General features: G+C 59.3%; 11 protein-coding genes. 6 read left to right on the top strand and 5 right to left on the bottom strand.

The window, feature by feature from the left end; genetic code table 11:
* Positions 1 to 46: 46 nt before the first annotated feature.
* The 3 genes from ACR3EQ_RS21855 to ACR3EQ_RS21845 all read right to left on the bottom strand — a co-directional run bounded on the left by ACR3EQ_RS21855 (position 47) and on the right by ACR3EQ_RS21845 (position 4465).
* Entirely contained in the window at positions 47 to 2353 is a 2307-nt protein-coding gene (locus ACR3EQ_RS21855; RefSeq protein WP_480492106.1) for a Tex family protein, read from the bottom strand.
* An 85-nt stretch (positions 2354 to 2438) separates the two neighbouring features.
* A complete protein-coding gene (locus ACR3EQ_RS21850) occupies positions 2439 to 3452 on the bottom strand; it encodes an Ldh family oxidoreductase (RefSeq protein ID WP_480492104.1) in 1014 nt (337 codons plus the stop codon).
* Between the two features lie 74 nt (positions 3453 to 3526).
* The gene (locus tag ACR3EQ_RS21845) at positions 3527 to 4465 is read right to left on the bottom strand and encodes a c-type cytochrome (protein WP_170619397.1); all 939 of its coding nucleotides are present in this window, start codon (positions 4463 to 4465) and stop codon (positions 3527 to 3529) included.
* Between the two features lie 48 nt (positions 4466 to 4513).
* On the opposite strand from ACR3EQ_RS21845, the gene ACR3EQ_RS21840 reads away from it, so the two are divergent.
* From ACR3EQ_RS21840 to ACR3EQ_RS21830, 3 genes are read left to right on the top strand one after another with little or no spacing between them, the layout of a single operon-like run.
* Positions 4514 to 5086 (top strand): RNA polymerase sigma factor, encoded by a 573-nt coding sequence (locus tag ACR3EQ_RS21840; protein WP_480492102.1) that lies wholly within the window; start codon positions 4514 to 4516, stop codon positions 5084 to 5086.
* Complete coding sequence (locus tag ACR3EQ_RS21835) at positions 5083 to 5829, top strand: hypothetical protein (RefSeq protein WP_170611403.1); 747 nt, start codon at positions 5083 to 5085, stop codon at positions 5827 to 5829. Before ACR3EQ_RS21840 ends, ACR3EQ_RS21835 begins: the two co-directional genes overlap by 4 nt.
* 50 nt (positions 5830 to 5879) lie before the next feature.
* Positions 5880 to 6959, top strand: coding sequence for a hypothetical protein (locus ACR3EQ_RS21830; RefSeq protein WP_170815953.1), 1080 nt, complete (start codon positions 5880 to 5882; stop codon positions 6957 to 6959).
* On the opposite strand, the gene ACR3EQ_RS21825 is transcribed toward ACR3EQ_RS21830, so the two are convergent.
* The gene (locus ACR3EQ_RS21825; RefSeq protein ID WP_170611399.1) at positions 6932 to 7822 is read right to left on the bottom strand and encodes a LysR family transcriptional regulator; all 891 of its coding nucleotides are present in this window, start codon (positions 7820 to 7822) and stop codon (positions 6932 to 6934) included. The genes ACR3EQ_RS21830 and ACR3EQ_RS21825 overlap by 28 nt on opposite strands.
* A 108-nt stretch (positions 7823 to 7930) precedes the next feature.
* Here ACR3EQ_RS21825 and ACR3EQ_RS21820 point away from each other — a divergent pair, with 108 nt between their 5' ends.
* Positions 7931 to 8932, top strand: a complete 1002-nt coding sequence (locus ACR3EQ_RS21820) for a sterol desaturase family protein (protein WP_480492100.1) — start codon at positions 7931 to 7933, stop codon at positions 8930 to 8932.
* A 69-nt stretch (positions 8933 to 9001) separates the two neighbouring features.
* Positions 9002 to 9826, top strand: coding sequence for a 3-methyl-2-oxobutanoate hydroxymethyltransferase (locus ACR3EQ_RS21815; protein ID WP_480492098.1), 825 nt, complete (start codon positions 9002 to 9004; stop codon positions 9824 to 9826).
* Positions 9827 to 9844: 18 nt separating this feature from the next.
* On the opposite strand, the gene ACR3EQ_RS21810 is transcribed toward ACR3EQ_RS21815, so the two are convergent.
* Positions 9845 to 11149, bottom strand: coding sequence for a UDP-glucose dehydrogenase family protein (locus ACR3EQ_RS21810; RefSeq protein ID WP_170619394.1), 1305 nt, complete (start codon positions 11147 to 11149; stop codon positions 9845 to 9847).
* 160 nt (positions 11150 to 11309) lie between these two features.
* On the opposite strand from ACR3EQ_RS21810, the gene gmd reads away from it, so the two are divergent.
* On the top strand, positions 11310 to 12434 hold the full coding sequence (gene gmd, locus ACR3EQ_RS21805; protein ID WP_480492097.1) for a GDP-mannose 4,6-dehydratase: 1125 nt from the start codon (positions 11310 to 11312) through the stop codon (positions 12432 to 12434).
* Positions 12435 to 12440 lie beyond the last annotated feature (6 nt).

The raw sequence follows: 12440 nt of genomic DNA, 5'->3' as shown, positions 1-12440 counted from the left end.
AAATGGCAGTGCGACCAGCTTTTCACGGAACGCTGGCCAGCGACGTTTAACGGTTTTTGAGCGCAGAGCGCAGAGCGTCACCCAGTGCGCCGTTCTGCGCGTTTCCGCCTGAGCCCGGTCGCTGCGTGTTGCGGTGTTTTGGTTGACCGCTGGCCTTTCCCGCGCCGCGCGAGGTTTGGTCCTGACGCGCAGAGGCGCCTCCGTCCTTGCGCATGGTCAGACCGATCCTTTTGCGGGGTACGTCGACCTCCACCACACGAACCCTGACGACCTGACCGGTCTTGACGATCTCGTGCGGGTCTTTGACAAACCGGTCGGCCAGCTGGCTGACATGCACCAGCCCATCCTGATGAACGCCGATATCAACGAATGCCCCAAAGGCCGCAACGTTGGTGACGGTCCCTTCCAGCATCATGCCGGGTTTGAGATCAGTGATGTCTTCCACCCCGTCGGTGAATGAGGCGGTCACAAAGCTTGGGCGCGGGTCGCGTCCGGGCTTTTCCAGCTCGGAAAAAATGTCCCGTACCGTCGGCAGGCCAAAGCGGTCGTCGACGAACTGCTCGGCCCGCAGACCTTTCAGGGCGCCGTCATGTCCCATGATTTGCCGAATGTCACGTCCACATGCCGCCACGACGCGGCGCGCGACGTCATAGGCCTCGGGGTGGACCGAGGACGCGTCCAGCGGGTCGGCCCCGTTGCGGATACGCAGGAAGCCCGCACATTGTTCGAAGGCCCGCGGACCAAGGCGGGCGACATCCAGCAGCTCTTTGCGGGATTGAAACGCGCCATGCAGGTCGCGATGCATCACAATCGCTTCGGCCAGCCCAGGCCCCAGACCGGAAACATGCGACAGCAACGGGGCCGAGGCCGTGTTCAGGTCGACGCCCACGGCGTTCACCACATCCTCGATCACGGAATCAAGCGATTGGGAAAGGCGGTGCTGGTCGACGTCGTGCTGGTACTGCCCGACACCGATCGATTTCGGCTCGATCTTGACCAATTCGGCCAAGGGGTCCTGCAGTCGCCGGGCGATCGACACCGCGCCGCGTAGTGACACATCGAGGTCGGGAAACTCCCGCGCGGCCAGTTCCGATGCCGAATAGACCGAGGCACCGGCTTCCGAGACCACAACCTTTGTCGGGGCCTTCACCGTCTTAGGCAAAAGGTTCAGCGTGTCAGCTACCAATCGCTCGGTCTCGCGGCTGGCGGTGCCGTTGCCGATCGCAATCAGTTCGATCTTGTAGGCTGAGATCAGGTTCAGGATTGCAGCCTGCGCCCCGCGCAGATCGTTTTTGGGCTGGAACGGATACAAGGTATCCGTGGCTACCACTTTCCCGGTTGCATCCACCACAGCCGCCTTAACGCCGGTACGAATTCCGGGGTCCAGGCCCAGCGTTGCGCGTGCGCCGGCAGGCGCCGCGAACAGAAGGTCCTTGAGGTTGCGGGAGAACACCTGAATGGCCTCTTCCTGCGCCCTGCCGCGCAGGTCCGCCATCAGTTCGACCATCATCGACAGTGACAGTTTCACCCGCCAGGTCCAGCCCGCCACTTTGCGAAGCCATTTATCTGCCGGCCCATCGCTGCGTGTCTGCAGATGTGCGGCCACAATCGCTTCGGCCCGTGTTGCGCCGGTTTCGGGTTCGGGCGCGATGTCCAGCGTCACGATCCCCTCTTTCGAGGCGCGTAGCATTGCCAGCGCGCGATGCGAGGGCACTTTGGACCACAGCTCGGAATGGTCGAAGTAATCGCTGAATTTCGCGCCTTCCTGCTGCTTGCCTTCAATCACCTTTGCGCTCAGCACTGCCTCGCGTTGCATGAAGCTGCGCAGTTCACCCAGCAGCGAAGCATTTTCGGTCAGGCGTTCAGTGATGATGTCGCGGGCACCGTTCAGCGCGTCCCTGGTTGTAGGTACCGCATCGTTCACAAAACCTTGGGCCAGGGCTTCAGGGTCGGCAGAACGGTCGGCCAGAATGGCATCGGCCAGCGGCTCCAGCCCGTTTTCGCGGGCGATCATCGCCTTGGTCCGACGTTTGGGTTTGTACGGCAGATAGATGTCTTCCAGCTGCGCTTTGGTGTCGGCTTGCGCGATGGATTTGGCCAGGTCTTCGGTCAGCTTTCCCTGATCCTTGATTGAGTTCAGGATGCTGTCGCGGCGGGTATCCAGTTCGCGCAGATAGGTCAGGCGGTCCGACAGAACCCGCAACTGCGTATCATCCAGCCCGCCTGTCGTCTCTTTCCGGTAACGGGCGACAAAAGGCACGGTGGCCCCTTCGTCCAACAGCTTGACCGCTGCGCCCACCTGTTCGGGACGCGCGTTGATCTCGGTAGCGATAGTGCGGGCGATGCGGTCCAATGAGGCCTCCTGAACTACGGTTGGAAGGACTTCTTATCCAGCGCCGCCCAAGAGGGGAAGAGGTGAAAACGACCCGCCTCTACAGTTACAACAAAGCCTGCAAATCGTCGTACAGGTTTTTGGAGATTTCGACATACCCGCGTGCAGTATTGCGGGCGCGGGCCGCAAATCGCCGCTGCGACGGCAACCGCGCGCCCTGATCCAGAATGTCGGCAAAAAGCCGTTCGGCCCTTGCGTCATTCTCCTGTGTTTTGCCGCCGCTGAACTGATCGGGGTCAAATGCCAGAATGATCTCGCCGTGATAGGGCGCACCGCCCGCGCCCTCGGCAAACGCCATGCTTTCCAGACTGGTCAGGTCGTCGATCAGGGGACCGGCAAGCAACTCGATCATGATCGACAAGGCCGACCCCTTGTAGCTGCCGAAGGTCAGCATGGCACCGTCCATGGCCGCCTGAGGATCGGTGGTCGGGTTGCCGTGTTTGTTGATGGCAACGCCCTCGGGCAGCGGTTTTCCTGCCCTTCTATAAAGTTCGATCTCACCGCGGGCAAAGGCGCTGGTGGCGAAATCGAAGGTGAACGGATCTTTTCCTGACCTGGGCCAGCTGAAGGCGAGCGGGTTGGTGCCCAGACTGCCGCGTGTTCCGCCTGCGGGGGCCACCCACGAATGGCTTGGGACCATTGCCATCGCGGCAAGCCCGGCCGATGACAGGCGTTCCACTTCGGGCCAGAGCGCAGAGAAATGAAAGCATCGATTGATCGCCATCGCGGCGATGCCGTTGGTGCGGGCCTTTTCGATCAGAACCGGCAAGGCCTGCTGAAACGCCAGCAGCGACATGCCGCCCTGCGCGTCGACCCGCACGATCGCGTTGTCCGATGGGGCCAAAACCGGCGCGGCATGGCCATCGATCTTGCCCGCCTGCATCGTCTCGGTACACATGAACAGGCGAAACAGCCCGTGCGACTGGCAATCATCGATCTGGCAAGTGGTCAGCATGTCTGCGATTGCCGCTGCGTGGGCCGATCCAAACCCGGATTTTATGAGTACGTTCAGGCTTAGCTGCCGGATTTCGTCCAGATTTAGTTTGACCATATCGCTCATGCCTGTCCCCTGCGCCGGTAGTTCAGCACAAGGGATAGCGTGGCAACCCAGCGATTGAAAAGCGGGATTTCTGTTTAGCCCTGCGATTCAGATTGCAGATAGGCGATGAGATTGGTGATGTCGGTCCGGTTCTTCAGTCCGGGAAACTGCATCCGGTTGCCGGGAACGGTGTTTTTCGGATCGGACAGAAACGCGCTGAGCGCGTCTGCCGTCCAGACAATTTCAGAGGTCTGCAAGGGGTCGGAGTATTTGAAACCGTCGCTCTGACCCGCTGTTGCGCCGATGATCCCGTGCAGAGAGGGGCCGACACCGTGGCGGCCCTCTTGCAACTGGTGACAGGCCTTGCATTTGCGATAGACCTTTTTGCCAGCCTTAATGTCGCCCTCGACGGCGGCGAGGGCGATCGGGGCCGAGGGTTCTGTCTCGGCCTTTTTGTCGTCCTTGGTGAAGATCAGTCGCGCGGTGATCGGCACGGTTCGGGTAATGCCCGGCAGGTCCGCCAGTTCCATCAGCGTATCGATCCCGGCGTTGACGCCTGCATCTTCCGTGCTGAGGAACACCATATCGTTGGTTGAGACCATGACCGATGTTTCGGACAGGCGCGCCACGAACATTTCGGCATCGAACGCGGCGTCAGTGCCCGCCAGCGACAAGACAGCTTCGGCATCGACGATTGTGGTTTTGCCAATACCAAGCCCGGAAACCTCATCCATATCGAGCTGGGCGGTCAGCGTTGCGCTTCCGGCTTTGCGAAACACGTATTCGATCATCCGTTCATTTCGAATGTCGATATTCGTTTCGACTGAAGACAGGTCGATCTTTATGTCCGCCTTGCCGTCCGGGCTGACGTGACCGCTGAGACGGGTAAAGCTGTTGACCTCGCCCACCGTGTCTTTCTTGATCGAGCCATATGCCAGGTGCGAGCCTTCCGGGGCCAGTGTCCAGCTGTCTGCCAGCGCCGGGCCTGCAACAATTGCCGACGCAATCGTGACTGCTGTAAGCAGAAGTTTCATTTCTTTCCTCCTGAGTCTGTGTCAATCCTGACCCCGCGGGCCCGGTCCGTGAAAAACAAACCCACACAGGTCGCAAATTATTCGACGAGTGGTGAGATCAGTTCTGAACAGGCCGTGCGCGGCGCGATCCAGTCATACTCAAAACGTGTCTGGCGGCTTGGGCTGGCATTGTCGGGCGCGTCGGACGTTGCAGACGATCTTTTGCAGTCCACGTGCCTGCGTGCGCTGGAGCGTCACCATCAGGTGACATCGCATGATCGGCTGGACAGCTGGCTGATGACGATCTGTCGCTCGATCTGGCTGAACGAGGTGCGCGCGCGATCGGTTCGCAAAGCCCAGGCACTGTCGGTCACGCCCGAGGCGGATTTAATTGCACCCGGAAACGATTCTGAGACGAATATTTTCGCCACTGAAGTGTTTACACAGGTGATGCAACTGCCAGAAGCGCAGCGCGAGACGGTAATGCTTGTGTTTGTCGAAGGCTATAGCTACCGCGAGGCTGCCGCGTTGTTGGAGGTGCCGATAGGGACAATCATGAGCCGGCTTTCCAACGCCCGGCAGAAACTGAAAAACGTGATGCAGCAAGGCGCAGCGGATGTCGTTCGACGGAGTGGCAAATGAAGTTTTCCGACGAGACGCTAGTGGCGTATCTGGAAGGCACCCTGGACGCGGGTGAGGCCCGCGCGATCGAAGATGCAGTTGCGGATGATCCGACATTGGAACAACGTCTGATGGCGCTGGACCCGTTTGCACCGGTGGTGAAGCAGGTGTTCGAGGCGATGCCTGCCCAAACGCCGCACGTCGATTTGCCGGATACCTACGTATCAACACCTGCAAGGTCGGTCGCTGGCTCATGGCGTCTGCTTGCCATTGCGGCTTCGGTTGCCGTCATTGCGGTGTCGGCGACGTTCTGGGCAACGCGCCCGGCCGAGATGGGCTGGGCGGAACAGGCCGCGATCTATCAGTCGCTATACGTGCCGGATACGATTGCAACGCTGGACAACTCTCCTGCCGCGCTGGATGTGCAATTCGCACAGGCCGAGGAACAGCTTGGACGGTCCCTGAACCGTAATGCGCTCGAGGCGCTGCCGGGCCTTGATTTGAAGCGGGCGCAGGTCCTGTCGTTCAAGGGCAAACCTCTGATTCAGATTGTATTCGCGGATGCGCAGGGGCAGCCTTTGGCCTTTTGTGTCATACGGCAGGGACCGGCGGCCCCGAATAAGGACGTAAAACAGGCGGTTCTCAGCGGGTTGGCCACGGCCACATGGGCGCAGGGTGGCTATGGTTACATGCTGCTGGGCAGCGACGCGCAAACTGACCTTGGTGGGCAGTTGGACACGTTGACTGCGCTGTTTGCTGGCTGAGCCGCGAAATAGCCTTGTGAACCCGCGAATTTGCCCGAAGAATAGCGGGCATGAAGCCCCGAACCGTCCTGCCTGACCCGGATGATGAGGCCGACCCGCTCGGCCCGCAAAGTATCTATGACGCGGACCCGTCCGAGGACGAAGACCTTTGGTTCCTGCCTCCGGACGAAGATGAAACGCTTCCGGACTATCTGACGCCCGGAACGCGGGCGCAGGAACGCCTGTTGTTTGACCCTCGCGACTGGTATGCAGGGCAGTCGGAGTTGTCCAGTGAACTGGCCGATGTCGCGGTCACTTTCGGCGCGTTGGACGAGCGTCTGCGGGCAGGGCCCAAAGGATGGGGCCATCGTCTGGCCTTGATGGAAGTGTCTGACCTGGGTTGGTGGACAGGGGACCGGATCAGCGCCGATCGTCTGGCGCTGTGGACCGGTTTGCGGCTGGGCTCGACCGGCGATGACATTCAGGCCCTGTTTCGCGCGGGCTGGGCCGTGCGCCGCCTGACGACAGGTGCCGACCCGTCAGAAGGCGGGTGGGAGTCTGGATTGACCGCGTTTCTGGACCGAATGGGTCAGGGGGTCGAAGAAGTACCCGAAGCAGTGGCCGATCTGGCTGACGTCATGCGCAACACGGACAGTTTGCACCCGATAACGCAGGCAGCAGTTGGGTTTCACGCATGGCGCAGTCTGGCGCAGGGCATCGGACAGGACACCGAGGCGGCAATCATAGCCGCGCGCCTTGCCGCGAAGATGGGGCGGGGCGGGGCACTGTTTCTTCCACTTGCGTTGTCCGGCCCGGGCGCGTTGCGCGGGACTGGCGAGCCGAGAGAAAAACTGGAGGCATGGCTGAGCGGAGCAGGGCAGGCGGTTCTGGCCGCACTGCTGCATCTGGATCGTGTGAGCGCGTGGGAACAGCGCGCCCGTGACGCCACGCAGGATCTGAGCGGCCGGACGCCTCCGCTATTGCTTGACGCGTTGACGGCCTGGCCCATGATATCGGCACCTTTGGCGGAGGAACTGACCCAAGCCTCGCGTGCGGCGGTTCAGAGAAACCTCGACCGTTTCACACGTCGCGGCTTGATCCGGGAGGTCACGGGGCAGGGACGTTACCGCGTCTGGACGGCTGCACTATAGTCCAGCAGCCAATCGCGAAACACACGAGCCGGAGGACGCAGCGCGGTGCGCGATGGATAGATCAAATGATAGGCTTCCTGTCCCGGAACACTGATACCGGGCAGGCAGGGGACAAGTCCCGACAGTTGCATTATCCTGTCCGATGCGGGCGCGCGGGCCAGCGCAATGCCGCCGCCACTGGCCGACAACTCGGCCGCCATCAGGGAATTGTCGGCGAAGAAATAGCGGGCTTGACCGGCGGGCAGGCGCAGGGCCTCGAACAGGTGCGGCCAGCTTGCGCGGTGTGTTGAGACCTCGATCAAGGTGAACTTGAACAGGTCCTGGGGCGATTTGATCTGCGCGGCTTTCTCTGGCGGAGCGATCGGGAAAAGGCGCTCTTTCAGCAACTCGTCCCATTCGGTGTTCAAGAGGGCCGGATTGCCGAACACGATTTGCAGATCAGAAAACTGGTTTGCGAAATCCGAGATCATGTTGCCTGTGGACAGTGACAAGTTGATGCGAGGCTGTTCCGCCTGAAAGGCGGGCAGACCACCGGCAAGAACCCCATGTGCAAACAGCAGAACGGATTGAACATAAAGCCGTTGTTCCCGTGTTTCCCCGAACAGCCCCGTCGTTGCCGTTTCCAACATCAGCAGCGATTGCTGAACCGATGGCAGATAGGCGCGGCCTGCCTCGGTCAATGTCACTGCGTGGGCGTGGCGGTGAAACAGTGGTGTACCAAGGCGGGTTTCCAGCGCCTTGACCTGCTGGCTGACGGCGGCGGCGGACATGTTCAGCTGTGCGGCCGCGCGGGAAAAGCTTTCGGTACGTGCTGCTGCTTCGAAAACGCGCAGCCAGTTCAGCGAAGGAATTCGGGTTGCCATGAAATCAGGCTAAGCAAAACTTAGGCTGACCGGCAAGACAATAAGTTCTGAGCTTTCCCTCACAGATCCTAAGGTGGCGATCAGCAAATTGAACAGACGAGCCACATCATGTCGGATTCACCCCCCCAGCCGCGTCCAAAGCGCAAGATCTGGAACTATACCCCGCAATTGCCAATTCAGACCTCGCCCTATTGGGACTGGCCGATGAAGCCACTGGCCACCTTGCGATACCTGCTGCAAAGCTGGAATCCCCTGGCGTTGCGCGCGTTGCTTTTGGTCTTCGCGATCATCACTTGGACCTATCTGACTCCGTCTCTGGCCCGGGTCGAAACGCTGAGCTGGGATTGGGTGGCCGAGATCTGGTTTCGCAATTTCTGCATCCTTATGGTGGTTGCAGGCGGCTTGCATTTGGCCTTGTGGAAATTCCGCACCCAGCAGGATGAATACCGCTATGATATGCGCCCGATGATGAAAGGCGCCAAGGTCTTTACCTTCAAAAACCAGGTCTGGGACAACATGTTCTGGACCCTGGGTCCGGCGCTGACATTCTGGACGTTCTGGGAATGCTTCATTCTGTATGCCTACGCCAGTGGCTGGGTGACGATGATTACCTTTGATGGAAACCCGATCTGGTTCATTGCCATGGTTGTGTTCATTCCGATCTGGGCAGGTTTCCATTTCTACTGGCTGCACCGGCTGCTGCATGTCGGCCCGCTTTATACCAAGGTGCACGCCTGGCATCACCGCAACATCAATACCGGTCCATGGTCAGGTCTGGCGATGCATCCGGTCGAAAGCTTCTTTCTGATGTTCGACACGATGATTTTCTTCCTGCTGCCGTCTCACCCGATCCACGCCATCTTTCTGCTGTTTCACCACGGGATTGGCGCGCCGACCTCTCATGCCGGGTTCGAGCACGTGAAGTTCGGCAGCAAGGGTAAATTCCTGGTCGGAGACTTCTTTCATCAGCTGCACCATAGGTTCTTTGACTGCAATTACGGCACCTGGGAAACGCCGTGGGATGAGTGGTTCAATACTTTCCATGATGGAACCGACGAGGGCAACGAGATGGTCAAGGAACGCCGCCGTAGGATCTGGGCAGTCGAGTAAGCCAACCGAAAAGGGGCATTGCCGGGTCTTATTGGGCCCGGCAACTGCGATCTGAAAACAGGGAAGATCATGAAAAACATCTATATTTTCGGCTGCCGCCCGGCCCGGCGAAACTATACCGTCAAGGATCTGCTGGACCTGAAGAAAACCGGCCGGCGCCTGACTATGTGCAACCCGGCGAACGAGGCCGAAATACAGGCCTGTGTCGATGCGGGGATCGACCTACTGACGCTGTGGGATGTGCACCTGGACATGGCGCGTGAGATTGCACCGAACCATTTTGCAGGTACTGCCATGAACTGGGGCCAGTTCGCCACCAATGACGAGATCATGCGCCATGCCATCGAGTGTATGGAAAAGGGCGCGGACATGTATTTCACCAACCGCTCGTACGACGTGGTGGAAATGCTGGCGCGTGAAAGCATTCCGGTTCAGGTTCATATGGGGCTGGTTCCGTCGCTCAGCCATTGGGCCGGGGGATTGCGGGCCTTTGGCCGTACCGCCGATGAGGCGATGCAGATCTACAAGACCTTCAAGCGCTATGAGGACGCAGGCGCGATGGCCTGCGAAATCGAATGTGTCGCCGAAGACACGTTGAACTTGCTGAACGACAAGACGTCGATCGTCACGATTTCATTGGGGTCGGGCAATGCGGGTGACGTGATCTTCCTGTTCATGGCAGACATTTGCGGCGAAGCGGAAAATCCTCCGCGTCACGCCCACGCCTTTGGCAATCTGGGCCGTCTGCACAAGCAGATGTATCACGAGCGGGTCGCGGCGCTGAAGGAATTTCAATCCGAGGTGCAGGCCAAAGCCTTTCCATATCCGGCACAGTCCATTGGGATGCACGAAGGTGAGCTGGCAAAACTGCAGGAACAGTTGGATAAGGTCTGATGGATTAGGCGGGCGCGTTCAGCGCCCGACACCTACATAGGTATCAAAACCGGATTTCAACGCGGTGCTGCCGGAATAGACGTTGCGCAAATCGACCATCCTTGCGGTTTTCATGGTCCCGGCCAGTTCCGTCAGGTTCAGTGCGCGAAACTCGTTCCATTCCGTCAGGATGACCACCGCATCCGCATCCTTTGCCGCGGTATACGGATCGTCGGACCATTCGACGCCGGGCAACAGTGCTTCACCCTCGGACCGGCCCTGCGGATCGACAACGCGGACCTTTGCGCCACCGCCGATCAGGGCAGGGACGATGGTCAGCGACGGAGCATCCCGCATGTCGTCGGTATTGGGTTTGAACGTCACGCCCAGAACCGCAATGGTCTTGCCGTTGAAACTGTCGTCACAGGCGTCCCGGATCTTGCCAATCATGCGTTTCTTGACCTCGTCATTGACGCGAATGACGGTTTCGGTGATCTGCATCGGGTGCGCATGCTCCTGCCCGATCCGGGCCAGCGCTGCGGTGTCCTTGGGAAAACACGAACCGCCATAGCCGGGGCCTGCGTGCAGGAACTTGTTGCCGATCCGGCCATCCAGGCCAATGCCGCGCGCAACTTCCTTGACGTCGCCCCCCGCCTTTTCACACAGGCCCGCGATTTCGTTCATGAAGGTGATCTTGGTCGCAAGAAAGGCGTTCGCCGCGTATTTGATCATCTCGGCGCTTTCCAGATCGGTGGTCAGGATCGGGAAATCGCGCAAATAGAGCGGGCGGTAGATTTCGGCCATCACGTCTGCGGCGCGGTCGCTTTCGACGCCGACAACCACACGGTCGGGGCGCATGAAGTCGTCAATTGCGGCACCCTCGCGCAAAAACTCGGGGTTCGAGGCGACGTCGAAATCGGCTTGGGGATTTGCGGCAGAAACGACCTGATGCACCCGGCGATTGGTTCCGACCGGAACGGTCGATTTGGTGACAACAACGGTGTAGCCGGTTATGGCCTGTGCGATCTCTTCTGCGGCGGCCATCACATAAGTCAGGTCCGCGTGGCCGTCGCCCCGGCGGGTGGGTGTCCCCACAGCTATGAAAACGGCATCCGCGCCATCGACAGCAGCAGTCAAATCAGTGGTAAAGCTCAGCCGGCCGGCCGCCACGTTCTTGGCCATAAGCACATCAAGGCCCGGTTCATAAATCGGAACCTTTCCGGCCTGCAGCATCTCGATTTTTTCCCGGGCCTTGTCGACGCAAATCACGTCATGGCCAAAATCCGAGAAACAGACACCGGATACCAAACCGACATAGCCAGTTCCGATCATTGCAATACGCATTCGTTAAAATCCTTCTTACCAATTACCAAGTCTGGCGACCGCACATTCGAAGAATCTTCCGCCGGATTCAATGCCTGACTGTGACCTTGGCTTGCATTCCATGGTTTCTTGCTGTTTTTGAGACGCTAAACTGACACATTGATATTTGTGAGGCGCAGATATGACCAAAAAGGCATTGATTACCGGTATCACGGGCCAGGATGGGTCGTATCTGGCCGAGTTTCTGCTGGAAAAGGGCTACGAGGTTCACGGAATCAAACGGCGGGCATCGTCCTTCAACACGCAGCGCATCGATCATATTTATCAGGATCCGCATGTACCGAACCCGAAGCTGCATTTGCATTACGGGGACCTGAGCGACACCTCGAATCTGACCCGGATCATGCAGGAGGTGCAGCCTGACGAGGTCTACAACCTTGGTGCACAGTCTCATGTTGCCGTCAGTTTTGAAGCTCCGGAATACACCGCCGATGTGGATGCAATTGGCACCCTGCGCCTGCTTGAAGCGATCCGGTTCCTCGGGCTCGAGGACAAGGCGCGGTTCTATCAGGCCTCGACGTCGGAATTGTATGGTCTGGTTCAGGAAACACCGCAGCGGGAAACGACGCCGTTCCACCCCAGATCGCCCTATGCGGTGGCCAAGCTGTATTCCTACTGGATCACTGTGAACTACCGCGAGGCTTATGGTCTTTATGCCTGCAACGGAATTCTGTTCAATCATGAAAGCCCACGCCGAGGCGAAACCTTCGTGACGCGCAAGATCACCCGCGGTCTGGCCAACATCGCGCAGGGGCTTGAAGATTGCCTTTATATGGGCAACATCGACAGTTTGCGCGACTGGGGACATGCCAAGGATTATGTCCGTATGCAGTGGATGATGTTGCAACAGGACAATCCCGAGGATTTCGTGATTGCAACCGGCAAGCAGTATTCTGTGCGTCAGTTCATCGAGTGGTCAGCGGCTGAACTCGGCATTTCGCTGAAGTTTTCGGGCGAAGGGGTGGATGAGGTTGCGACGGTCACCGCCATTGAAGGCGACGACGCGCCAGCATTGAAGCCCGGTGATGTCATCCTGCGGATCAACCCCCGTTATTTCCGCCCGGCCGAGGTGGAGACGCTGTTGGGTGATCCGTCAAAGGCGAAACAGAAGCTCGGGTGGGAGCCGGAGTTGACTGTGCAGGAAATGTGCGCCGAGATGGTTCTGGAAGACCTGAAAACAGCCAAACGCCATGCGCTGTTGAAAGAGCACGGGTTCGAGCTGCCGGTTAGCCTGGAAAACGGCTGAGGGGGG

The organism is Ruegeria sp. AN11 (genome assembly GCF_056536005.1).
The sequence above is the reverse complement of the archived record's forward strand: the minus strand, read 5'-3'. Positions and strand labels throughout refer to the sequence as shown.

Excerpts from the sequence above, each read along its gene's own strand:
- ACR3EQ_RS21820 (WP_480492100.1), top strand. The coding sequence starts at position 7,931 with ATGTCGGATTCACCCCCCCAGCCGCGTCCAAAGCGCAAGATCTGGAAC.
- ACR3EQ_RS21850 (WP_480492104.1), bottom strand. The coding sequence starts at position 3,452 with ATGAGCGATATGGTCAAACTAAATCTGGACGAAATCCGGCAGCTAAGC.
- ACR3EQ_RS21845 (WP_170619397.1), bottom strand. The coding sequence starts at position 4,465 with ATGAAACTTCTGCTTACAGCAGTCACGATTGCGTCGGCAATTGTTGCA.
- ACR3EQ_RS21835 (WP_170611403.1), top strand. The coding sequence starts at position 5,083 with ATGAAGTTTTCCGACGAGACGCTAGTGGCGTATCTGGAAGGCACCCTG.
- ACR3EQ_RS21815 (WP_480492098.1), top strand. The coding sequence starts at position 9,002 with ATGAAAAACATCTATATTTTCGGCTGCCGCCCGGCCCGGCGAAACTAT.
- ACR3EQ_RS21825 (WP_170611399.1), bottom strand. The coding sequence starts at position 7,822 with ATGGCAACCCGAATTCCTTCGCTGAACTGGCTGCGCGTTTTCGAAGCA.
- ACR3EQ_RS21810 (WP_170619394.1), bottom strand. The coding sequence starts at position 11,149 with ATGCGTATTGCAATGATCGGAACTGGCTATGTCGGTTTGGTATCCGGT.
- ACR3EQ_RS21830 (WP_170815953.1), top strand. The coding sequence starts at position 5,880 with ATGAAGCCCCGAACCGTCCTGCCTGACCCGGATGATGAGGCCGACCCG.
- gmd (WP_480492097.1), top strand. The coding sequence starts at position 11,310 with ATGACCAAAAAGGCATTGATTACCGGTATCACGGGCCAGGATGGGTCG.